Source organism: Flavobacterium sp. YO64 (assembly GCF_004119505.1).
Lineage (GTDB): Bacteria > Bacteroidota > Bacteroidia > Flavobacteriales > Flavobacteriaceae > Flavobacterium > Flavobacterium oncorhynchi.
On sequence record NZ_NRQV01000011.1, the window covers coordinates 1 to 25719 of the forward strand.

Below are 25719 nucleotides of genomic sequence, written 5' to 3' on the forward strand. Positions count from 1 at the left end.
AAATGTTTTAAAAATCATTCCTAAAATATATCATACTATCTCAGCAGTCGAAAGCAACCGTTACGATTTTAGTTTTTAAAGATTGGAGTTGCATTTTTTTTTGCTTAAAAAGCAAAAGATACAGCGAAAAGTCCGACCCGTAGGGAATGCTATAAAAACTTTCGATATGTTATAAGGTTGTGTGTTAGTTTGTTATGTTTTTTTTATCTACTAGAATTTTTATTGATCGACGTCATTGATAAATTGAATTACGCCATTCATAAATACTTTTTGGTCATCCCACATGGCCAAATGACTTCCGTTTGGGCAGTATAAATAACGACCTTTTTTGACTAATTTACTTTGTTCTTCCATTGCTTTTGGATCCATCGTGTCATATTTTGCACCAATCATTAACGTTGGAATTGTGATTTCGTGGAGTCTGTTTTTAATATCCCATTTTGCTAATCTTCCGCTGATACCGAATTCACTTGGGCCTTGCATTAAAGTATAAATTTCTCCATTTACATGTTTGCTGGCACGATTTAAGCCATCTGGCCATTCTTCTAAACGGCATAAATGTTCTTTGTAAAAATTAGGAATTAGCAATTCCATATATCTAGGATTATTGAAATCTTTTTTGGCTTCTAAAGCTCTTATTTCGGCAAGAATTTCTGGTTTCATTTGTTTTGCTAAAACCTCGTCAGCATATTTTCCGTATTCTAGAGCGCTGGCCATCATATTAGATACTAATAATCCTTTCATGTTTTGTTGATATTTTAGTGCATATTCCATCGCTAGAATTCCTCCCCAAGAATTTCCGAGAACATAAAAGTTATTTTTATCTGCATTAATTGCCTTACGGACTTGTTCTACTTCATCAACAAATCGGTCAATAGTCCATAAACTGCTATCTTTTGGTTGATCGCTGTAATATGATCCTAATTGATCGTATTCATAAAACTCAAATCCCTCACGCTGAAAAAATGTTTCAAAACATTCCATGTATTCATGAGTCATTGCTGGTCCTCCATGCAATAGTAAAATTTTGATTTTTGGGTTGTTGCCAAAACGTTTTGTCCAGACTTTAAATTTTCCGACAGGTGTTTTTATTGAAATCATTTTTACTCCAGCAGTTTCTACTTTTTCTTTGTCATATGTAAAATAGTTTGATAAGTTCTTAGTGTTACTTTCATTTTTACAAGATGTTAAAAGAAAAAAAGCTAAAAGAGCAATAATATTACGCATAGGTCTAGTTTTTAATGGTTTTTACTAATTTACAAATTATAGCTATATGTAGAGTACTAATTTAGAATTTGATCTAAGTGTTTGAAAATTATTTTGTTATGATATTTTGAAAACATTAAAATTTTCCTAAATTAACTTGAAAGCATTTTTTGAAGTGGTAAATTAGTAATACTACACTTTAAAGAAATGAATTATGAAAACGAAGGTATTTTTATCCATAATGGTATTGTTAGCCTTAACAATTTCGGCTAGTGCGCAAAAGAAAATTGAAGTAACCGAACTGCCAAAGCCGGCACAAGAATTTTTAAAGAAGCATTTTAGCCATACTTCAGTAGAAAAAGCTAAAAAGGATCCGGAACATGGAGAAAAAGGTTATGAAGTAAAACTGAAAGACGGAACAGAAGTAGAGTTCTGGAAAGATGGTTCATATCGAGAAGTTGAGGGCGGAGATAATCCAATTCCCACTGCTTTTATTCCAGATAATATAAAAGCTTATGTAGCCAAAAATCATCCGAATGAAAAAATTACGCATATCGACTATGGACACAAAGATCTCGATATCGATTTGACCAATAAAATTGATTTGGAATTTACCAAAGACGGTAAAATTATAAAAGACAAAAAGAATGATGTCAAAAAATAATAATGCATGACACAGGTAAATTCCGTTTTATAACTTATCAAATAAATGGTAAGTTATAAAGCAGAATTTTTATTTTAACTCCAAATTTTATGAAAGAACATCTTCAGCGAAAATAGTTTATATTTACATTTCTATTTTTTATTTCATGGAAGAGAATAAACATGTAACGATTTACGATATTGCCGAGAGATTAAATCTGGCGACATCCACTATTTCGCGCGCTTTAAAAGATCATCATACCATAAGTGACAAGACGATTAAGAAAGTGAAAAAAACGGCCGAAGAAATGGGATTTGTTCCTAATACTTTGGCAGCAGGTTTGCGTGGTAACAAAACCAGAACTATTGGTGTTTTGATTCCTACCGTTACACAGCCCTTTTTATCATCTTTAATCAGCGGAATCGAAATCACGGCTCAAAAATCGGATTATACTGTAATCATTATGCAATCGCATGATTCGTATGAAGAAGAAGTCAATATGGCAAAATCTTTATACAGCAATCGTGTGAGTGGTGTAATTTGTTCTTTGGCAATGGAAACCAGAGATACGGCACATTTTCATCAGTTTTCTAACAATAATATTCCGTTGGTTTTTGTTGACAGGGTTCCGAAAGATTATAATACTTTTAGAGTAGTTATTGATAATTATACAGCAGGTTATAAAGCGACCAAACATCTTATTGAGCAGGGCTGTATTCGAATAGCTCATTTAACCGCAGGATCAGAATTAGGAAATTTGTATAATGAAAGAAAAAGAGGTTATATAGAAGCCTTAAAAGACCATAACATCGAAATAGAAGAAGAATTGATTATTAATCTAAACTTTGTTACTTACGAAGATGGCGTAAAAGCTAGTAATACTTTATTTGACTTAAAACCAATTCCTGACGGATTGTTTGCGCCAGGAGATATTTTGGCAGTAAGCGCTGTTCAGACGGCTAAAAAGCGTGGAATTAAAGTACCAGAAGAATTTAAAGTAATTGGTTTTAATAACGACCCGATTTCCCAAATTATAGATCCGAATTTGTCGACTATTACACATCCAGCTGAAAAAATGGGAAAAGCAGCTGCTGAAATTATCATTAAGAATTTAAAATCATCGAAAAATGATGATGCAAAAGAAATCACATTCTTGAATACTGAAGTACTTGCAAGAGAATCTTCTCAAAAATAAGACATAAAATTCAGAATCTAAATACTGAATTCAACCCCGTTATAGCAGGATAGTTTTTATAATTATCCTGCTTTTATTTGTTATAGAAATTATTTTTTCGAAAAAAAGAGAGCTAAAATTTTTTTCTTAAATAACAATCCTATATTTTTACGCAACCGATTGCAATTGTTGTTTTATTTAGGATAATGTATTTTTTAAATTAAAATTTTATCAAATACTTTTAAAAGGAAGTAAAATAGTGATGCTGTAAAAATAAGATTGTAAAGAGTAAATTATAACCATGACTTCATTTAGATTTGTTTTCTTGTTTTTTCTAATTTCTTTTTCGGCTTCGGCACAAAAGGATTATAAATTGTGGCTTCAGTATAATGTAGTTGCTAATTCTGCAATAGCTTCAGAATACAAAAACAATCTTAAAGGAATTGTTGTTTTAGGAAATTCTGAAACTCTTAAAATCGCTGAGAAAGAACTTAAAACAGGATTTTCAGATATGCTCGGAAATATTCCCGAAATCAAATCCGATATAAAAGGAGAGAACAATCTTATCATTGGTTCAAAACCAAATTTGAATGCTGAAATCATAAGCGAATTACAATCTGATTTTGATAAAATAAATAATGAAGGCTTTATTATTAAATCCATTTCTCTTAAAAACAAAAAGCAAATTGTTATTACAGGAAAAAATGATGTGGCTGTTTTATACGGAGTCTTTAGTTTTCTGAGAATACTGCAAACCAATAAATCGGTTAAAAATTTAAATATTGCCGATTCTCCAAAAACAAATATTAGAATCCTGAATCATTGGGATAATCTTGATCGAACTGTAGAACGTGGTTATGCCGGATTTTCACTTTGGAACTGGCAGAAATTGCCTGATTTTATTGATCAGCGTTACATTGATTATGCCAAAACGAATGCTTCAATCGGAATCAACGGAACAGTTTTGACCAACGTAAATGCAAATGCTTTAATTCTGACTCCACAATACTTAGAAAAAGTCGAAGCACTAGCGAATGTTTTTAGACCTTACGGAATAAAAGTTTATTTAACGGCAAGATTTTCGGCACCAATTGAAATTGGAAACTTAAAAACTGCTGATCCAAAAGATCCAGAAGTGATTAATTGGTGGAAAAACAAGTCGGCTGAAATTTATAAACGAATCCCAGATTTTGGTGGTTTTTTGGTAAAAGCCAATTCAGAAGGTCAGCCTGGGCCTCAAAATTATGAAAGAGATCACGTCGACGGAGCGAATATGCTGGCTGATGCCGTTGCGCCTTTTGGTGGAGTTATCATGTGGAGAGCCTTTGTATATTCAGAGCATGATGCGAATGATCGTGCGAAACAAGCTTATGCCGAATTTCAGCCCTATGACGGAAAATTCAAAGAAAATGTAATCGTTCAGGTCAAAAACGGAGCGATTGATTTTCAGCCGAGAGAACCGTTTCATCCGTTATTTGGAGCAATGCCGAAAACGCCTTTAATGATGGAATTTCAGATCACTCAGGAATACTTAGGTTTCAGCACACATTTGGTTTTTCTTCCTAAATTATTTCAGGAAGTTTTGGAATCAGATACATATCAAAAAGGAAAAGGTTCAACCGTTGCTAAAGTTATTGATGGCACTTTATATGAAAACAAATTAACCGGAATTGCTGGCGTTGCGAATATCGGGAACGATTTAAACTGGACAAGCCATCCTTTTGCGCAAGCCAATTGGTATGGTTTCGGAAGACTAGCGTGGAATTCCTATTTAGATTCAGGAACCATTGCAGATGAATGGTTGAGAAGCACTTTTTCAAATGATGAAAATTTCGTTAAACCAGTAAAAAATATGATGATGGAATCTCGTGAAGCCGTTGTTAATTATATGACTCCACTTGGACTCCATCATATTATGGACACAGGACATCATTACGGACCAGGGCCTTGGGTTTCGAATTTGTCAAGACCGGAATGGAATCCAACTTATTATCATAAAGCAGATAAAAACGGGATTGGTTTTGATAGATCAAAATCGGGAACGAATGCTGTTTCGCAATATGCACCAGAAGTCGCCAATATTTTTGATAATTTAGAAACTTGCCCTGAAAAAGATCTTTTATGGTTCCATCATGTTTCGTGGGATTATAAACTAAAAAACAGACAAACTCTTTGGAATGGTTTGGCGTTAAAATATCAGGAAGGAGTAAATCAGGTTAGAGAAATGCAGGATGTTTGGAACAAAGCTGAAAAATATGTGGATAGCGAACGTTTTAGAGAAGTGAAAATGCTATTAGAAATTCAGTATAAAGAAGCAAAATGGTGGCGTGATGCATGTTTGCTGTATTTTCAACAGTTTTCTGGAAAAGAACTTCCAATAGGAGTTGAAAAGCCAACGCAGACTTTAGACTATTTTAAATCATTAAAATTTCCTTTTGCACCGGGAAATGGATAAATAAAAAATAAACACATAGAAACATAGATTTATATTTAATTCAAAAAAGATTAAAGAAAGAAACTAGTTTCTCACACATAGCTATGTGCATTAATGCAAGTGAAATGCCTTTGTAGACAAAGAAAGACTATGTTGCTATGTGCTTAAAAATAGCATTAAAAATATTTTAATAAATTATGAGCAAGAAAACGGCAATTGTAACCGGAGGAAATTCGGGTTTAGGATTTGCAACAGCAAAAAAATTATGTGACAATGGAATCACAACTTACATTATTGGCAGATCAAAAGAAAAAACAGAAGATGCCTGCAAAGAAATTGGAGAAAATGCCATTCCAGTAATCTTCGATTTAAACGATTTGAAAGGGATTCCTGCGATGATTGAAAGCATTACAAAAAATGGCTCAATTGATATTTTGGTAAACAACGCCGGAATCAATATGAAAAAGGAATTTACAGACGTAACCGATGAAGAATTTTTATCAATCATTCACACCAATCTTTTGAGTGTTTTTGCTGTAAGCCGAGAAGTAGTAAAAAACATGAAAGAACATGGAGGCGGAAGTATCATCAATATTAGTTCGATGGCATCCCAATACGGAATTCCAAAAGTAATTGCGTATTCATCAAGTAAAGGTGCAATCGAAGCCATGACACGTGCTATGGCTGTTGAGTTGGCTCAGTTTGGTATTCGTGTGAACTGTATTGCTCCGGGATTTATCAAAACAAAAATGTCATCAACAGCTTTGGATAACGATCCTGAAAGAAAAAATAAGGTATTAGGAAGAACGCCAATGGGCTATTTAGGTGAACCATCAGACATTGCAGACGCCGTTTATTATTTCGCTTTAAGCGAATCAAAATATACTACTGGTACAGTGTTGCCGGTTGATGGCGGAAACAGTATTGGGTTTTAATTTAAAGTTTCTAAGAGGCATAGGCTCAAAGGCTCAAAGGTTTTTTGAAGCCACAGATTAAAGGATTAAAAAGATTAAAATCAGCTCAATCTGCAAAATCTGCGGGAAACAAAACTTTGCGACTCTACGACTTTGCGAGAATAAAAAAAGTCAATATGATAAAAATGCAGCAAACCATGAGATGGTTCGGACCAAACGACAATGTCAAGCTGATTGACATTCGACAAGCTGGCGCAACTGGAATTGTAACCGCATTACATCAAATTCCGGTTGGTGATGTCTGGACGATTGAAGCGATAAAAGAAAGACAGGAAATCATTCGCAATTTCGGATTGGAATGGACCGTGGTTGAAAGTCTTCCCGTTCATGAAGAAATCAAAAGAGCTTCAGGGAATTATCTGCAATACATTGAAAATTATAAAATTAGTTTACAAAATCTGGCAGAATGCGGAATCAAAATTATAACCTATAATTTCATGCCGATTCTGGATTGGGTAAGAACGAATCATAATTTTATAAATGAAGATGGAAGCAGAGCTTTGTTTTACAATCAGGACGCTTTTACCTATTTTGATGTTTTTCTTTTGAAAAGACCAAATTCTGAAAATGATTATTCAGAGATCGAAAAAGAAAAAGCTTTGCGGTTTGGAAATCAATTGGCTGAAGATGAAAAAGCACTTTTGTTTAAAAATGTTTTGCTAGGACTTCCGGGAAGTACAATCCATTTTACGGCAGAACAGATTTTATCGCTTTTAGAAAATTACGCTGAAATTGACAATCAAAAACTAAGAGAAAATCTGATTTATTTTTTATCAGAAGTAACTCCGATTGCGGAGAAAAACGGGCAAAAATTAGCAATTCATCCTGATGATCCGCCGTTTTCTGTCTTAGGGCTTCCAAGGATTGTTTCAACTGAAGCCGATTTAAAAGCTATTTTCAACGCCGTTCCTTCAAAAGCAAACGGATTGTGTTATTGCACTGGTTCTTTAAGCGCTGATCCCAATAACAATCTCGAAAAAATAATAGACGATTTCGGAGACCGAATTCATTTTTTACATCTTCGAAATACCATCCGCGAAAGCGAAACCATTTTCAGGGAATCAGAACATTTAAATGGAGATGTTAAAATGGAAGTGATTGTTGAGAAATTATTGTTATTAATGAATAAAACCAAAGTAAGTCTGCCGATGCGCCCCGATCACGGTTTCCTTCATAGAGTGGATGAGGAAACAGAAACTTATCCAGGTTATTCTTTGACAGGAAGATTGAAAGGTTTGGCTGAATTAAGAGGTTTGGAAATGGGGATTGGGTATAAATTAAATTTATAATATAAGTTAATTTAGTATCCTAACAGGTTTCCAAAACCTGTTAGGTATAAGAATATAAACGTACTGTTTGTCATTTCGAGGAACGAGAAATCACACTTGGGATTCGACAAAGATTGGCGAAATTCTATGTAGAATTTCTAGTGTGATTTGCTTCGCCAGTTCGCTATCGCTCAGGTCTCCTTGCGTCGAAATGACAAAACTAATGCAAACAAAGAAAATCTTTGATTCTATGTATTTAAAAATGAAAATATCGCATCTGATTTTATTGCTTTTCCTAATCGGATTAAGCACAAATTCGTATGCCATAAATCCAGAAAAATATGTGGTCAATCAGGCTTCTAATGAAAACTTCCCTTTGGTTTCAAAAGGAAAAATAGCTTCGATTTTTTTAGACGATAAAGATTATGCAGGAGTTTTAAAAGTAGTAGGACATTTAGAAAACGATCTTTTTAAAGTTTCAGATTTACATCCGAAAAAAATAAAAAAGATTGCTGAGGCAGAAGATTTTATTGTCATTATTGGGACATTAGGAAAAAGCAAATTTATCGATCAATTAGCCAAACAAGGAAAAATTGATGCCAAAGCACTTCAAGGAAAATGGGAAAAATTTACCACTCAGATTATCGAAAATCCGTTTAAAGGAATTAAAAAAGCATTGGTAATTACAGGTTCAGATAAACGAGGAACGATTTACGGAATCTACGATTTATCGAATCAAATTGGCGTTTCTCCTTGGTATTATTGGGCAGATGTTCCCATTAAAAAACAATCAGAATTGCATGTTTTGCCTGGAATTCATTCGCAGGGAGTACCAAAAGTAAAATACAGAGGAATTTTTATAAATGATGAAGCTCCGGCTTTGTCTGGCTGGGCATTTGAGAAATTTGGCGGATTCAATTCGAAATTCTACGATAAAGTTTTTGAATTGATTCTACGAATGAAAGGCAATTATTTATGGCCGGCGATGTGGGGTCGAATGTTTTATGTCGAAGATCCGGAGAATGCTGTTTTGGCGGATGAATACGGAATTGTCATGGGAACTTCGCATCATGAACCATTAACGAGAGCACATGCAGAATGGGGAAAAGCAAACGGGAAATGGGATTTTAATACCAATTCTGAAGCTTTGATTAATTTCTGGAAAGACGGAATTAAGCGAATGGGAAATAAAGAAACTATCGTTACAATCGGAATGCGTGGCGACGGCGATGAACCTATGACTGAGGGAACTGCGATTGAACTACTAGAAAATATTGTAAAAACTCAAAGAAACATTATTGCAGAAATTACTAAAAAACCTGCTGAAGAAACGCCACAAATGTGGGCACTTTACAAAGAAGTTCAAGATTATTACGACAAAGGAATGACCGTTCCCGATGATGTTACGCTTTTGCTTTGCGATGACAATTGGGGAAATATCCGCAAACTGCCAGAATTAGATGCTAAACCAAGAAAAGGAGGTTACGGAATTTATTATCATTACGATTATGTTGGTGGCCCACGAAATTACAAATGGATTAATACTAATCAAATTGAACGTGTTTGGGAACAAATGGATTTGGCGTATCAATATGGAGTTGATAAAATCTGGATTGTAAATGTAGGGGATATCAAACCAATGGAATTTCCAATTGAGTTTTTCCTGGATATGGCGTGGAATCCTGAAAAGTTTAATGCTGGAAATTTAGAGAAATATTATTTGAATTGGGCAAAAGAAAATTTTGACAATCAATTTACAGAAGAAATTGCCGAGATTTTAAAATTATACACGAAATACAATTCACGAAGAAAACCTGAATTATTGGATGCTAAAACTTATAGTATTTTAAATTTTAACGAAGCAGATCGAGTTGTAGCAGATTATCAAAAATTGGTAAAAAAAGCCAATTCGATAAACGAAAAGTTGAAACCAGAATACAAAGATGCTTTTTATCAGCTCATTTTGTTTCCAGTTTTGGCAAGTGCCAATTTAAATGAAATGTATGTTATAACCGCTAAAAATCATTTGTATGCAGAACAAGGAAATGCCATTGCAAACGCTTATGCTGAAAAAGTAAAAGCATTATTCGAAAAAGACAGTTTGCTGACAAATTATTATCACACTCAATTGGCAAATGGCAAGTGGAATCATATGATGGCGCAGACACATATTGGTTATGATAATTGGCAACAGCCTGAAAAAAATGTGATTCCGAAAACAAAAACAATCGAAATTTCAAACAAAATTCAAGAGGGAGTTTCTACAGAAGATTCTTCAAAGGCTGAAACTTCGATTAATAAGAATAAGAATTTAGATCATGTTATAGGCTTTGTTGAAGACAATGGATGTATTTCGATAGAAAGTAAAAATTATTCTAAAGCAATCAATTCAGATGCAGTAAAATGGACCATAATTCCAAATCTTGGTAAAACAGATTCAGGAATAACAATAAAACCTTCGAATATCAAATCAATTGAAATTTCAGAAAGATCTCCAAGATTGGAATATAATGTTCATTTTTTCATTAAAGGAAAGATAAAAGTAAATGTCTATTTTTCGCCAACAATCAATTTTAAAAAAGGAGATGGTTTGAAATACGGAATTGGCTTTGATGATGAAAAACCGCAAATAATGAACCTTAATGCAGATTCTTCTGAAAAAACCTGGGCTGAATCGGTTGCCAATAATAGTAAAATTATTACCTCAACGCATGAAATTGAAAAAGCAGGAAATCATGTTTTGAAAATTTATGCGATTGATTCGGCTTTGGTGCTTCAGAAAATTGTAATTGAAACTGAAGAGGGGAAAGTTTTGGAGTCGTATTTGGGGCCTCCGGAGAGTTTTAGGAAGGAATGATTCCATAACGTAACACGTTCTGTTTGTCATTTCGACGTAAGGAGAAATCTTCGCAAGAAACTCTACAAAGTTGATCCAGCATGCGGAGCTACTTACGAAGATTTGCTTCGCCTGTTCGCTATCGCTCGAGTTTCCTTACGTCGAAATGACAAGATTGAGGGGAAGCGTTACGGATTTAGACCTGACAGGTTTTTAAAACCTGTCAGGTCTACGTTGAGAAACAAAAAATGATTAACTATTTAAACCAAAAGATATGAAATTTATTAAACCTTATTTAGTTGTCGTCACAACTTTGTTGGCTGTAAGCTGTACGTCACAGAAAGAAACCACTTCATTAAAAGACGCTTATAAAAATGATTTCTACATCGGAACCGCTTTAAGTGCGGATCAAATTGAAGTCAAAAACGCTAAAGAAGATTCTCTGATTCGAAAAGAATTTAATGCGATTACAGCAGAAAATATCATGAAATCGATGTACACGCATCCGCAGAAGGATAAATATGATTTTGTAATGTCTGATAAATTTGTAGCGTATGGAGAGAAAAACAAAATGTTTATTCACGGTCATACTTTAATTTGGCACAGCCAATTAGCACCTTGGATGGAAAAGATTGCCGACAGTACAGAAATGAAAGCTTTTATGAAAGATCATATTACCACAATAGTTTCCAAATACAAAGGCAGAATTAATTCCTGGGATGTTGTAAATGAAGCGTTGAACGAAGATGGAACTTTAAGACAATCTGTTTTTTTGAAAACGCTAGGCGAAAAATATCTGGTTGACGCTTTCAAACTGGCCGAAAAAGCTGATCCAAAAGCCGAGTTGTATTACAACGATTATAATATCGAAGAACCCGCAAAAAGAGTCGGAGCTATTGCTTTAATCAAAAAAATAAAAGCAGAAGGCGGAAAAGTTGACGGCGTTGGTATTCAGGGACATTGGAGATTAAATAGTCCGTCATTAGAAGAAATTGAAAAAAGTATTTTAGAGTATTCGGCTTTAGGAGTTAAAGTAGCTTTTACAGAATTGGATATTACCGTTTTACCAAATCCGTGGGATTTGAAAGGAGCAGAGATCAGTCAGAAGTTTGAAGGAAGCGAAAAAATGAATCCATATCCAAAAGCATTGCCAGATTCTATCCAAAACAAACTCGCAGAACGTTACGAATCAATTTTTAAACTATTTTTAAAGCATAAAGATAAAATCAGCCGAGTGACTTTTTGGGGAGTTCATGATGGGCAATCTTGGCTGAACGATTGGCCGATAAAAGGAAGAACGAATTATCCTTTGCCATTTGATGCCACTTTAAGACATAAAAAAGCTTACGAAAGTATTTTAAAGCTCAAAGAAATTAAAGAATAGGCATCGAAAAAGAGTATGTTTTGAGAAATAATCAACAATCGGTTGTGAAATGAAAAATAACTTAAATAAAGTAAACTAAATTTGCATAATATGTTTTTTTGTCTAATTTTACACAACCGATTGTTTAAATTGAAAATAGCATAATCTTGTCATTTCGAGGAACGAGAAATCACACTAGAATCTCCGCACAGAATGTCGCCAATCTTTGTCGAATCCCGTGTGTGATTTCTCCTTCGTCGAAATGACAAAAAAGACAACTAACTAATCAAAAAAATGACCACAAACCCACGAATGACCAACATTTCACAAAAACTATCCATCAAAGAAAAAATTGGATACAGCTTAGGAGATCTTGCTGCTAATCTCGTTTTTCAGACTTTGATGACGTATTTGGCGTATTTCTACACCGATATTTACGGATTATCACCAACGGATTCTTCGATCATCATGCTGATTGTTGGATTAATTGCCGCTTTTATTTTTAATCCGATCATTGGGGTTTTAGCAGACAGAACGAGTACCAAATGGGGAAAATTCAGACCTTGGATTTTAATAACTGCGATTCCGCTTGGAGTAGTAGCTTTATTGGCGTTTTCAACTCCTGATTTTTCATACAAAGGAAAAGTAATTTATGCCGTTGTAACCTATAGTTTATTGCTGCTTTTTTATGCAGGAAACAATCTGCCATATTCTGCTTTAAGCGGTGTTATTACGGGCAATATGAAAGAACGAAACAGTATGTCATCATATCGTTTTGTAGCAGTGATGTTTGCTCAGTTTTTTGTTCAGGTTTTTATGCTTGGCATTATCAAAAGTGCTGGAAACGGAGATAAAGCCATCGGAATCGAAAAAGTAATGACTGCTTTGGCGATTATTGGAACAATCATGCTTTTAATTACTTTTCTAACGACCAAAGAAAGAATTATTCCGAAACCAGAGCAAAAGTCAAGTGTAAAAGAAGATTTAAGCGATTTAATCAAAAACAGACCTTGGGTTATTATGCTTTCGCTAACAACTTTAGTTTTTGTGACTTTGGCGATGAAAGGTGGTTCGTATGTGTATTATTTTGAGAATTATGTTGACAAAGAGCAATTAGCCATTTTTATTCAGCCTATTCTAGATACTTTATCCAATATCGGATTGAATCATTTTGGTAATGACCCAGTTTCAGCAGGTTTCGGATTGTTTAATGCTGGCGGAATTATCTTTATGATTGTCGGAATTACATTGTCGAAAAATCTGGCTGACAAATACGGAAAAAGAAATGTTTTTGGCTTGTTTTTATTCATTTCGACTTTGTTTATTATCGCTTTCTATTTCTATCCGCCAACATCAATCGGCTTAATATTTTTCTCCCAAATCCTGCATGGATTTTTCTACGGAATCACAATCCCAATTCTTTGGGCAATGATTGCCGATGTTGCCGATTATTCAGAATGGCTAAACAATCGTCGTGCTACAGCAATTATATTTTCAGCAATGATGGTCGGTTTAAAAGCAGGATTAAGCATTGGAGGAGCTTTAACAACTTTGTTTTTGGGTTATTTCCATTACGCACCAAATTCAGCTGTACAGACCGAAACAGCAATTAACGGAATTAAATTATTGGTCAGCATTTTTCCTGCAATTCCATTTTTAATAGGAGCTGGATTATTGTTTTTCTATAAAATCAATAAAGAAATGGAAGTGCAGATCGAAACAGAATTAAAAGAAAGAAGAACTTAATTATTTAAACAAAATAGTACTATGCCTGAAGATAGCATTGAACACATTAATTTTGAGGAAATTAATGACCTGGCAATTTCAAAGCCTTTAGTATCCCATATGTACACGGCCGATCCTTCGGCGCATGTATTCAACGGAAAAATTTACATTTACCCATCTCACGATATTGATGCCGGAATTCCGTTTAACGACAATGGTGATCATTTCGGGATGGAAGATTATCATGTTTTTTCGATGGAAGACATTTCATCAGAAGTTGTTGATAATGGCGTCGCGTTGCATGTGGATGATGTGGCTTGGGCCGAAAAGCAAATGTGGGCACCAGATGCAGCGCATAAAAATGGAAAGTATTATTTGTATTTCCCTGCCAAACGTGCTAGCGGAATTTTCCAAATCGGTGTTGCTGTTTCAGATTCGCCAGTTGGCCCTTTTGTTCCTGAAAAAGACGCTATAAAAGGAAGTTACAGTATCGATCCAGCCGTTTTTGAAGACGAAGATGGTAAGCATTATATTTATTTTGGAGGCATCTGGGGCGGTCAGCTTCAGAAATACCGCAACAATATATATGATGATAACAACGAAGAACCTTTGGCAAAAGAAAAAGCTTTAGGGCCAATTGTAGCGCTATTAAGAGACGATATGTTAGAATTTGACGAAGAACCAAAAGAGATTAAAATTTTGGATGAAAACGGAAATGAGATTCTTGCAGGCGATAACGACCGTCGTTTTTTTGAAGCTTCTTGGGTTCATAAATACAACGAAAAATATTATTTCTCTTATTCAACAGGTGACACGCATTTTATCTGTTATGCGATTGGCGACAATCCATATGGGCCGTTTACGTATCAGGGAAGAATTTTAAATCCTGTTGTGGGCTGGACATCGCATCATTCTATTTGTGAGGTTGAGGGAGAGTGGTATTTGTTTTATCACGATTCGAGTTTGTCAAAAGGTGTAACACATCTTCGAAGCATGAAAGTAACCAAAATCGATTATCTCGAAGATGGTTCAATTATCACAATCGATCCTTACGGAATAAGAAGATTATTGGATTAAAATTTTAAGTTATCTATTAAAAGAAATGTTTAAAGCAAAAAGATTAGATATAAAATTAGTAAGCGCAGTCATTTTAATGAGTGCTTTTTCTTCGTGTAAAAAAATTTCGCAAAAATCACAATCGGTTGTGTATTCCGATTATGCTTCTTTTGACTGGTTTGATTACCGAGGAAATGACGATGCCTATTCTAATTTATCTAAATCTGATGGCGAATATCTGAATCCGATTTTGGCTGGATTTTATCCAGATCCTACAATCTGCAGGGTTGAGGATAAGTTTTATTTAGTCAATTCTTCTTTTTGCTATTTTCCAGGATTGCCCATTTTTGAAAGTACCGATTTGGTAAATTGGAAACAAATAGGAAATATTATAAACCGTACTGAACAAGCCGATTTTGGCAATTCTCGTTTGTCGGGCGGAATGTACGCGCCGACAATTCGATACAATAAAGGAACATTTTATGTGATTTGTACCAATGTAAGCGGAGTCGGTAATTTTATTGTTACGGCTAAAAATCCAGCTGGACCTTGGTCAAATCCGATTACACTTCCAGATGTTAAAGGAATCGATCCTGATCTCTTTTTTGATGAAAACGGAAAAGTTTATATTACGCATAACGGGCCTCCGCCTAATAATGTTTCGCTTCATGATGGCCATCGTGCCATTTATATGTTGGAATATGATTTGGAAAAACAAAAAACCACAACAAGCCCCAAATTGGTTATTAATGGCGGAACCGATATGTCTAAAAAGCCCGTTTGGATCGAAGGCCCACATGTGATTAAAAAGAACGGATTTTATTATCTGCTTTGTGCTCAAGGAGGAACAGGTTTCAATCATTCAGAAGTAATTTTTAGAAGTAAAAATATTTACGGACCTTATGAAAGTTATGCTGAAAATCCCATTTTAACGCAGTCCCATTTAGATCCAAATCGTAAAAATTTGATTTCGACAACAGGCCACGTGGATTTTGTGGAATTGTCAAACGGAGATTGGTGGTCAGTATTTTTAGGCTGCCGACCTTATGAAGGCGATTTATATAATACAGGAAGAGAAACTTTTATGATGCCTGTAGAATGGAAAAACGATTGGCCAGAAATTGTAGGTGGAAATCAGCCGATTCCGATGATTCATAAACGACCAAATCTTCCACTTTCTAAAGAAAAAACAGAACCATTAAATGGAAATTTTATTTCAAAAGACGATTTTGATTCGAATAAATTAGATTTTAAATGGAGTTTTATTAGAACGCCAAAAGAAAAATGGTATGAACTGATTAATGGAAAATTGCTGATAAAACCAAGATCAGAATCAATTCACACCGAAACTAATTTTTCTTTTATAGGAAGAAGACAACAGCATTTAAAATTTGAAGCTTCGGTGAAGTTTGAATTTAATCCGAAAGATAACTTACAGGTGGCTGGTTTAACCGCTTTCCAAAACGAAAAGCATTATTTTTTAATTGGAAAACGTCTGAATTCAGATAATAAATTGGAAGTGTTTGTTGAAAGAACAACAGACAAAATCAATAATGGAAAATCGGAGATTATTGCAAAGAAAGAACTTTTGGATTCTGATAAATCATTATTTGTAAAGATTGAAGGAAACGGAAGATTGTATAGTTTCTATTATAAAACTGCTCAAAATGCAGATTGGGTTTTATTGATAAAAGATGTTGATGGTTCTATTTTGAGTACAAAGGAAGCAGGAGGTTTTGTGGGAACGTATTTGGGGATGTATACTTCGAGTAAACATTTTGAGAGATAGTTTTGCGTATAGTTTTAGGTGAAATTTTCCATGCAGTTTGTCATTTCGAGGAACGAGACCCGAGCGATAGCGAACAGGCGAAGCAAATCTTCGCAAGAAGCTCGACAAAGATTGGCGATATGCTTTACGGAGTTACTTGCGAAGATTTCTCCTCCGTCGAAATGACAAGATTATGTGGATTCTCGTTATGGAGTTACTTGCGAAGTCCCAGAGGGACGATATATTTATAGAATTTTTAGAACAGACGATTACAAAAGCCCCAGCGGGGCGATATATTATTTGTGGCAAATGTGTCACTCCGCTGGAGCTTTTAATCTGTCGGTATTCGATTTACTATAAATATTCCGCTCTTCCAGAGCTAAAAAAATAACATAATTCATGTAAAAAATAATTTTTTATAAAAGTTTTTTAGCTACTTTAGCATAACAGAACGGAACAGAACGGTATGCTAAAAGAAGAAGAAAAATTTGAGTTTATAATGAATCACGAAAGTGATATTCCGAAGTATCAGCAGTTGGTTGACGGAATCACAAATGCTATTGCGGAAAATATTTTACAGAAGGGAGATTTGCTTCCGTCTGTGAATGTGATCTGTAAGACGTATCAGCTTTCGAGAGATACGGTTTTTAAGGCGTATTCGATTTTAAAAGAGCAGAAAGTGATTGATTCTGTGCCGAATAAAGGTTATTACGTATCGGGAGAAACCAGAAAAGTACTTTTAGTTTTAGATACGTTTAAGGCTTATAAAGAGGTTTTGTACCATTCGGTTGTGAATAATCTGCCGGATAATGTGATTATTGATGTGCAGTTTCACCATTATAATATTGATGTTTTTAAAACGATCATTAATAACGGAATTGGAAAGTATTATAAATACGTGGTAATGAATTTTGATCATAAAGACATTGCTCCAGCATTGTCGGCAATTTCGAGTGATAAACTGCTTTTGATTGACTGGAATATTCAGGCAAAAAAAGCAAATAATTATGTTTTTCAGGATTTTGGAAAAGCGTTTTATGAGTCTTTGACAGAGGCGGTTGATTTGTTTAAAAAGTATAAAAAGATACAATTTATATATCCTGATTTTACGAATCACCCGTGGGAAACGGTGGAATTTTTCAAGAAATTCTGTGCTGATTTTGGTTTTGAATATGAAGTCATTACCGATCCTAAAAAGTTCAATATCGAAAAAGGAATTGCTTATATCAGTGTTAGCGACAGGATTTTGGGACACTTTTTGGAACAATGCAAAGAGAAAGATTTTGAACCTGGAAAAGACGTTGGATTTTTATCGTACAACGAAACCCCAATGAAGAAATTTATATACAAAGGAATTTCGGTTGTCTCAACTGATTTTAAAGAAATGGGAACCAAAGCAGCGGCATTTATTACGCATGACGAAGAAACGAAGTGTTATGTGCCGACAAAATTAATAATAAGAGAATCATTGTAAGTATGTATTATATCGGATATGATATTGGAAGTTCTTCTGTCAAGGCAGCCTTGGTAGAAGCAGAAACGGGTAAAAAAGTAATCGTTTTGAATGAACCGCAAAACGAAATGGAAATCTTGTCGATTCACCCAGACTGGGCAGAACAAGATCCTGAAATTTGGTGGCAGCACATTTGTACAGCAACTAAAAGAGCGATTAAAGAAGCAAATATTGAGGCATCAAAAATTCAGGGAATTGGTATTTCGTACCAAATGCACGGATTAGTAATTGTTGACAAAGATAACACTCCATTGCGAAATTCAATTATCTGGTGTGACAGTCGTGCGGTTGAAATTGGGAATACCGCTTTCGCCGAAATTGGAGAACTAAAATGTATGGAGCATTTATTGAATTCTCCAGGGAATTTCACAGCATCGAAATTGAAATGGGTTAAAGAAAACGAACCAGCAGTTTACAATAAAATTGCTAAATACATGCTTCCGGGAGATTATATTGCTTTGAAACTGACAGGCGAAGTAACGACAACCAAAAATGGTTTGTCTGAAGGAATGCTTTGGGACTATAAAGAAAATAAAGTAGCCGACTGGCTTTTAGAATATTACGGAATTGATACAGCATTGACTCCAAAAATTGTAGAAAATTTCACGAATCAAGGTGTTGTTACAGAAAAAGCTTCTTCAGAATCAGGTCTTCCTGCTGGAATTCCGATTGTGTATAGAGCAGGAGATCAGCCAAATAATGCTTTGTCACTAAATGTGCTTCGTCCGGGAGAAGTTGCGGCAACAGGTGGTACGTCAGGTGTTTTCTATGCTGTGACAGAAACAAATTCAGGAAAAAGTACTCGTGTAAACAACTTCGTTCATGTAAATTATACGGAATCAAATCCGAGAGTTGGAAAATTGCTGAATATAAACGGAGCAGGAATCCAATACCGATGGATGCGAAACAATATCGGAAATGAATCCTACGAAGAAATGAATGAAAAAGCATCTCAGATAAATGTAGGTTCACAAGGATTGGTTGTCATTCCGTTTGGAAATGGCGCTGAAAGAATGTTCAATAATAAAAATATTGGATCTCATATTTTAAACCTAAATTTTAATATTCATACCAACGCGCATTTATTTAGAGCATCTTTGGAAGCAATTGCATTTTCTTTTGTTTACGGAATGGAATGCTTGAAAGATGATAATGCAACGATTAATGTAATTAGAGCGGGAAATGATAATTTATTCCGTTCCGAAATTTTCTCTAATACAGTGGCGACTTTAATTGGACATGAAATAGAAATTTACAATACAACCGGAGCAGTAGGAGCGGCAAGAGCAGTAGGCTTAACAGATGGCGACTTTGAAAAATTTGGTTCAGGAATTACAACAAACGATCATGTAATGACCTTTTTACCTCTAAAAAATAAAGAGGAATACGAAACGGCATATAAAAAATGGAAACAAGAATTAGAATTAATAATAACAACTAAATAAAAAAATCAAATGATAGTTTTAGGAGATAAAGAATACTACAAAGGTATTGGCCAAATTAAATTTGAAGGAAAAGAATCAGACAATCCGTTGGCATTTAAATATTACAATCCAGACCAAGTTGTAGCTGGAAAAACAATGCGTGAGCACTTTAAATTTGCTATTGCTTACTGGCATACTTTCTGCGGACAAGGAAGCGATCCATTCGGACCAGGAACACAGCAATTTGCTTGGGATGCTTCATCAGATCCATATCAAGCGGCAAAAGATAAGGCAGATGCTGCTTTTGAATTCATCAGCAAAATGGGATTCGATTATTTCTGTTTCCACGATTACGATTTGATTGCTGAAGGAGCCACTTTTGTAGAATCAGAAAAACGTTTGGCTTTTATTACAGATTACTTAAAACAGAAAAAAGCAGATTCTGGAATTAAATTGCTTTGGGGAACTTCAAACTGTTTCTCAAATCCAAGATTCATGAACGGAGCAGCTACAAATCCTGATTTTAATGTAGTAGCAAGAGCCGGTGGACAAGTAAAATTAGCACTTGACGCTACAATCGCTTTAGGCGGAGAAAACTATGTATTCTGGGGTGGTAGAGAAGGTTATATGTCTTTGCTAAACACAGATATGGGAAGAGAGTTAGACCACATGGCGCAATTCTTAGCAATGTCTAGAGACTATGCAAGATCTCAAGGTTTTAAAGGAACTTTCTTTATCGAGCCAAAACCAATGGAACCATCAAAACACCAATACGATTTTGACTCGGCTACAGCAATCGGATTCTTGAAAAATTATGGTTTAGATAAAGATTTTAAAATCAATATTGAAGTAAACCACGCTACATTGGCGCAGCATACTTTCCAACATGAATTAGAAGTGGCTGCAAAAGCTGGAATGTTAGGAAGTATTGATGCCAACAGAGGTGATTACCAAAATGGATGGGATACAGATCAGTTCCCAAATAATATCCAGGAAACTACTGAAGCTATGTTGGTTTTCTTAAAAGCTGGAGGATTACAAGGTGGAGGAGTTAACTTCGATGCTAAAATCAGAAGAAATTCTACAGACTTAGAAGATGTTTTCTTAGCGCACATTGGGGGAGCTGATACATTTGCAAGAGCTTTATTGACTGCAGATAAAATCATCACTTCTTCTCCTTACGAAAAATTAAGAACAGAAAGATACAGCTCATTCGATTCTGGAAAAGGAAAAGATTTTGCTGACGGAAAATTAAACCTTAAAGATCTTTATACTATCGCTCACGAAAATGGAGAATTAAATCTTCAAAGCGGTAAACAAGAATTGTTTGAAAACATTATCAATCAATATATTTAATTGATTTAGATTTTCATATCAAACCTAACAGGTTTTAAAACCTGTTAGGTTTCTACAAAAAAATAGTGGGATAAAAAGATATCTGAAAAAAAATAATTTTAAAAGTGATAGCTATAAAACGTTAAAGCGTTTAAACATGATTTTTTTAGATGAAAACTTCGAAAATGTGTATTAAGATTATGACTTTTTGCATTGAGATTTCAGAAAAATAGATTGAAGGTTTAGTTACTATTTTTTGAAAATTGAAATGGGTGGAAAGTCAGTTTGATAAAATAATGTGAGTTATTTTTTATTGAAGGTTTTTTGAAGAGCAGAATCAATCGAAATGCACATTTTTTACTTACTAGAATTTAGACGCATTGCAGTGCGTCTCTACTACTTACTTAGACAAAGAACTACGTACAGTTTTGTCATTTCGACGAAGGAGAAATCTCCGTAAGTAGCTCTACAAAGTAAGTAACCAATCTTTGTCGAGTTTCTCGCGAAGATTTCTCCTTCGTCGAAATGACAAACTGCATGTTTTACAGTCGACGATAAATAACTTTTCAAAAATAACTAATCAAACCAAAAAACATATGAAATTTTTTATTGACACTGCCAATCTTCAAGACATTGAAGAAGCACAGGCTTTAGGCGTTTTAGACGGCGTTACCACCAATCCGTCTTTAATGGCAAAAGAAGGCATTACAGGAAAAGAAAATATCCTAAAACATTATTTAGACATTTGTAATATCGTTGACGGCGATGTTTCGGCTGAGGTAATCTCGACTGAATTTGAAGGAATGGTAAAAGAAGGTGAGGAATTGGCCGCTTTACATCCTCAGATCGTAGTGAAACTGCCAATGATTGGTGATGGTGTAAAAGCCTGTAAATACTTTTCTTCAAAAGGAATCAAAACCAATGTAACTCTAGTGTTTTCTGCTGGTCAGGCTTTGCTTGCTGCTAAAGCTGGAGCGACTTACGTTTCTCCATTTTTAGGACGTTTAGATGATGTTTCGACAGACGGAATGCGTCTTATTGAAGAAATTAGAGAAATCTACGATAATTACAATTATCAAACGCAGATCCTGTCAGCATCGGTAAGGCATACGATGCATATTGTAAATTGTGCCAAAGTAGGATCAGACGTTATGACCGGGCCGCTTTCTGCGATTAAAGGATTATTGAAACATCCGTTAACAGATATTGGTTTAAAGCAATTTGTCGAAGATGCGAAAAAAATGAATCTGTAATATAATAAAATCCATTTTTTACTTTTTTTTGGGGCTCCCCTCCAGTTATTCTGAGGGGAGTTTTTTATACAATAAAAGCAACCGATTGTTACTGTTTTATTTTTTGTAAGAAATGTATTGTTTAGAAGTTAATTGTTTGAAATGCAGTTTGTAATGTCTTCTAAGTCTTGTTTTATAAGGGATTATTAAGGATTTGGTTTAGTTTGATTTTCAATAGAATATTGCGAAGTTTTAGTCGGTTTAAAAAAAATATAGAAATTTAACATTTTATACTTTTTTTAAGATTTTGAGCTAAACAATTTATTATCTCTAACGTTTTCGTTGTGATTAAGCTTGTTTTTGATGATTATTTTGTTTTTTTGATTATTTGTGTTTAAAACGTTTTTTTTAATGGTATTTTTTTGAAATTGAGAAAAAAAATTAACGCAACCGATTGTGTGTTGTTGTTTTTTGCATATATTTGTTTTGACTATAAGCTATTATTTGTATGATTTTAAAAAAGGGAAAATGATAGTAAGTCAGTTAAAAAAAGAAAAACTAACTAAACCATACTATTAACTTATTAAACCAATTATTTATGACTAACTTTTTAATTACTAAAAGCAGATCAAAATACTTTAAGAATTTGGGATTCTTGATCCTGATGCTGGTATTTTCTGCTGCAGTAAATGCGCAAATTACTGTATCAGGTACTGTATCTGATAGTAATGGACCAATACCAGGTGTTAATATTATTGTGAAAGGAACAAAGACAAGCACCGTTTCTAATTTTGATGGAACGTACACACTTCAATCTGTTCCTGCAAATAGTATTTTGGTCTTTAGCTTCATAGGATATAAAACACATGAAGTTTCGGTAAATAATAAAACTAAAATTGATGCTTTACTGGAAGAGAACTTAAATGACTTGAAAGAAGTTGTTGTTGTTGGATATGGAACTGTAAAAAGAGCAGATTTAACAGGAGCAGTTTCTACAGTCAGCAGTACAGCAATAACTCAATCTGTTGCAACAACAATCGATCAGGTTTTACAAGGACGTGCTGCTGGGGTGCAAATTCAACAGAATAGTGGTACGCCGGGAGGAAGTTCTTCGGTACGTATTCGTGGGATAAGTTCTATTACAGGTTCAAATGAACCTATTTATGTAATCGATGGTGTAATAATTGATGGAAACACAGGCTCTTTAAATTCAAATCCGCTTGCAGGAATCAACCCAAATGATATTGCTTCGATTGATATTTTGAAAGATGCTTCGGCAACAGCAATTTATGGTTCAAGAGCTGCAAATGGTGTTATTATGGTGACTACCAAAACGGGTAGAAAAGGAGATTTGACTTTAAACTTTGACAGTTATGTAGGATGGCAGCAAATGCCAAAAGAATTGCAAGTATTAAATCTTAGAGAATATGGTACTCTTAAAAATACTCGTGCTGATTTAGGCATCGTTCAAAGAGATCCTTATTTTATTCGTCCTGATTTATTAGGAGAAGGAACAAACTGGCAGGACGAATTATTTCAAACAGCTTTAATTCAAAATTATAATTTATCGGCTTCTGGCGGTTCTGATAACACTACTTATGCATTAGGAATGTCATATTTTGATCAGGAGGGAACTATAATTGGTTCTTCTTTTGATCGTATGACTCTTCGTGGAGTAATTGATTCTCAGGTAAAGAAATGGATGAAAGTTGGAGTGAATATGAATGTTTACAAAACTAATCAGGTTACAACAGTAAACGATGATTCAGTAATTCTAACTGCTCTGAAACAAACTCCAAATGTTGCTGCACGTAATGCCGATGGTACTTTTGATGGCCCAGATACTACAGAATTTGTTCAAACAAATCCATTAGGAATTGCTTTGTTGAAAGATAATCATGCTAAAAATTATGGAATTAGAGGAAATGCTTACGCTGAAATCAGTTTTACAAAAGATTTAAAATTCAAAACTCAATATTCGCTGGATTATGGTTTTGGAAATAACTACACTTTCAATCCATCTTATACTTTTGGTGCATTGTCTAATGAGGTGAGAGAAGGAAGCAGAACAAAATCGACAAGTGAAAACTGGATTTGGAATAATTTATTGACTTATAATAAAGTACTTGGAAAACACAGTATTAATTCTATGTTAGGTCAAGAATTACAGGAACAAAAATGGGAAAATCTTTATGGATATCGTTCTGGATATTTAACAAACGGAGCTACAGATTTAAATGCAGGTGACCCAACAACAGCAAGAAACTCAAACGCAAGTTCTACAAGATCACTTAGTTCTTATTTTGCAAGAGCTGCTTACTCATTTGATGATAGATACTTTTTAACAGGAACTATTAGAAGAGATGGATCTTCGCAATTTGCAGAAGATAACAAATGGGATTGGTTTCCGGCAGCAGGTTTAGCATGGAAAATATCAAGTGAAGGATTTTTAAAAGAGAATCAGACGATTAATAATTTGAAATTACGCGCAGGATGGGGAGTTACAGGTAATTCAACTGTACCAAATAATGCTTACACATCTGTATATGGCACATCTGCAACAAATTGGGGAAGTGGTCAAATTGCAACAAATACAGCTAATCCAGATTTAAAATGGGAAAAAACAAATCAAACTAATATTGGTTTAGATCTTGGACTTTTCAATAATAGAATCGAAGTTACAGCCGATGTTTATTACAAGAAGACAGATGATTTATTATTAAGATTATCACTTCCAGCTTATGTTGGTACAACAGGGCAGGGATCTACAGCGCCTCCTTATGCTAATATTGGATCATTAGAAAATAAAGGTATTGAGTTTACAATAAACACAATAAATATGCAGCGAGAAGATTTTCTTTGGAAATCAAATTTTAATATCTCGATGAACAGATTTAAAGTTTTGAAATTGAATTCAGAATCTGGAGTTTACGATCAGACTTTACAACAAGGTTCTGATGTAACAGTGGTTACTCGCAGCGCCGTAGGACAGACATTGGGTCAATTTTACGGATATAAAGTTATTGGGCGTTTTGAAAAAGCAACTGATTTTTATTATAAAGATGCAAGCGGAACAGTAAAACCAACAGCGCTTCCAGAAGGAATGCAGATTGGAGAAAACGGAGTTTGGATTGGTGATTATATGTTTGAAGATGTAAATAAAGATGGAGTAATCAATGAGAAAGACGCGGGTTACATTGGAAATCCTAATCCAGATTTTACTTTTGGATTTACCAACAGCTTTTCTTTCAAAGGATTTGATGTGAGTATAATGTTTACTGGATCTTACGGAAATGATGTTTTAAATTATCAAAGACGCTGGTTAGAAAATCCTCGTGAGAATACCAACTTATTGAAAACAGCTTTAGGATATGCACAATTAGAATTAATTGATCCAACTGGGCCAAACGATTATCGCAATGTACAAATTGTAGGCGGAGATCCATATATGCCAAGAATTGGAGCTTCATCAGCATCTTCGGCCTCTAATTATCGTTTGAGTAACAGATTTGTAGAAGACGGATCTTATGTTAGACTTAAAAATATTTCATTAGGCTATAATCTGCCTAAGAGTTTATATTCTAAATATGGAATTTCAAACATCAAAGTATATTCAAATATGCAGAATGTTTTGACTTTTACAAAGTATAAAGGATATGACCCAGAAGTTGGTGCAATAAATCAAAACCAACTTTTAAATGGCATCGATAACGGACGTTATCCTTCGCCAGTAACAACTACTCTTGGAATAAATGTTAATTTCTAAAA

General features: G+C 34.5%; 16 protein-coding genes. 15 read left to right on the top strand and 1 reads right to left on the bottom strand.

Annotated elements, in window-relative coordinates; genetic code table 11:
- Window positions 1–219: 219 nt before the first annotated feature.
- Window positions 220–1227 carry a proline-specific peptidase family protein gene (locus BOW57_RS09580; protein ID WP_129053934.1) on the bottom strand — a complete coding sequence of 336 codons (1008 nt, stop codon included), beginning with the start codon at window positions 1225–1227 and terminating at the stop codon, window positions 220–222.
- 193 nt (window positions 1228–1420) lie between these two features.
- Here BOW57_RS09580 and BOW57_RS09585 point away from each other — a divergent pair, with 193 nt between their 5' ends.
- The 15 genes from BOW57_RS09585 to BOW57_RS09655 all read left to right on the top strand — a co-directional run bounded on the left by BOW57_RS09585 (window position 1421) and on the right by BOW57_RS09655 (window position 25717).
- The gene (locus BOW57_RS09585; RefSeq protein WP_129053935.1) at window positions 1421–1870 is read left to right on the top strand and encodes a PepSY-like domain-containing protein; all 450 of its coding nucleotides are present in this window, start codon (window positions 1421–1423) and stop codon (window positions 1868–1870) included.
- A 145-nt stretch (window positions 1871–2015) separates the two neighbouring features.
- Complete coding sequence (locus BOW57_RS09590) at window positions 2016–3044, top strand: LacI family DNA-binding transcriptional regulator (RefSeq protein ID WP_129053936.1); 1029 nt, start codon at window positions 2016–2018, stop codon at window positions 3042–3044.
- Between the two features lie 280 nt (window positions 3045–3324).
- The gene (locus tag BOW57_RS09595) at window positions 3325–5478 is read left to right on the top strand and encodes an alpha-glucuronidase family glycosyl hydrolase (RefSeq protein WP_129053937.1); all 2154 of its coding nucleotides are present in this window, start codon (window positions 3325–3327) and stop codon (window positions 5476–5478) included.
- A 176-nt stretch (window positions 5479–5654) separates the two neighbouring features.
- Window positions 5655–6392: an SDR family NAD(P)-dependent oxidoreductase gene (locus tag BOW57_RS09600; RefSeq protein ID WP_129053938.1), complete on the top strand. Its 738-nt coding sequence runs from the start codon at window positions 5655–5657 to the stop codon at window positions 6390–6392.
- 164 nt (window positions 6393–6556) lie between these two features.
- The gene (gene uxuA, locus BOW57_RS09605) at window positions 6557–7720 is read left to right on the top strand and encodes a mannonate dehydratase (RefSeq protein ID WP_129054024.1); all 1164 of its coding nucleotides are present in this window, start codon (window positions 6557–6559) and stop codon (window positions 7718–7720) included.
- A gap of 241 nt (window positions 7721–7961) precedes the next feature.
- Entirely contained in the window at window positions 7962–10556 is a 2595-nt protein-coding gene (locus BOW57_RS09610) for a glycosyl hydrolase 115 family protein (RefSeq protein ID WP_129053939.1), read from the top strand.
- 253 nt (window positions 10557–10809) lie between these two features.
- On the top strand, window positions 10810–11919 hold the full coding sequence (locus tag BOW57_RS09615) for an endo-1,4-beta-xylanase (RefSeq protein WP_129053940.1): 1110 nt from the start codon (window positions 10810–10812) through the stop codon (window positions 11917–11919).
- A 291-nt stretch (window positions 11920–12210) separates the two neighbouring features.
- Window positions 12211–13644, top strand: coding sequence for an MFS transporter (locus tag BOW57_RS09620; RefSeq protein ID WP_129054025.1), 1434 nt, complete (start codon window positions 12211–12213; stop codon window positions 13642–13644).
- 21 nt (window positions 13645–13665) lie between these two features.
- Window positions 13666–14700 carry a glycoside hydrolase family 43 protein gene (locus tag BOW57_RS09625; RefSeq protein ID WP_129053941.1) on the top strand — a complete coding sequence of 345 codons (1035 nt, stop codon included), beginning with the start codon at window positions 13666–13668 and terminating at the stop codon, window positions 14698–14700.
- Between the two features lie 25 nt (window positions 14701–14725).
- Window positions 14726–16468, top strand: coding sequence for a glycoside hydrolase family 43 protein (locus tag BOW57_RS09630; RefSeq protein ID WP_129053942.1), 1743 nt, complete (start codon window positions 14726–14728; stop codon window positions 16466–16468).
- Between the two features lie 445 nt (window positions 16469–16913).
- Entirely contained in the window at window positions 16914–17921 is a 1008-nt protein-coding gene (locus BOW57_RS09635; RefSeq protein WP_129053943.1) for a GntR family transcriptional regulator, read from the top strand.
- A 2-nt stretch (window positions 17922–17923) separates the two neighbouring features.
- The gene (locus BOW57_RS09640) at window positions 17924–19405 is read left to right on the top strand and encodes a xylulokinase (protein WP_129053944.1); all 1482 of its coding nucleotides are present in this window, start codon (window positions 17924–17926) and stop codon (window positions 19403–19405) included.
- A 9-nt stretch (window positions 19406–19414) separates the two neighbouring features.
- Window positions 19415–20740 carry a xylose isomerase gene (xylA, locus tag BOW57_RS09645; RefSeq protein ID WP_129053945.1) on the top strand — a complete coding sequence of 442 codons (1326 nt, stop codon included), beginning with the start codon at window positions 19415–19417 and terminating at the stop codon, window positions 20738–20740.
- Window positions 20741–21315: 575 nt separating this feature from the next.
- Window positions 21316–21972 (top strand): fructose-6-phosphate aldolase, encoded by a 657-nt coding sequence (gene fsa, locus BOW57_RS09650; protein ID WP_129053946.1) that lies wholly within the window; start codon window positions 21316–21318, stop codon window positions 21970–21972.
- Between the two features lie 577 nt (window positions 21973–22549).
- Window positions 22550–25717: a TonB-dependent receptor gene (locus BOW57_RS09655; RefSeq protein WP_129053947.1), complete on the top strand. Its 3168-nt coding sequence runs from the start codon at window positions 22550–22552 to the stop codon at window positions 25715–25717.
- The last annotated feature ends 2 nt before the right edge of the window (window positions 25718–25719 follow it).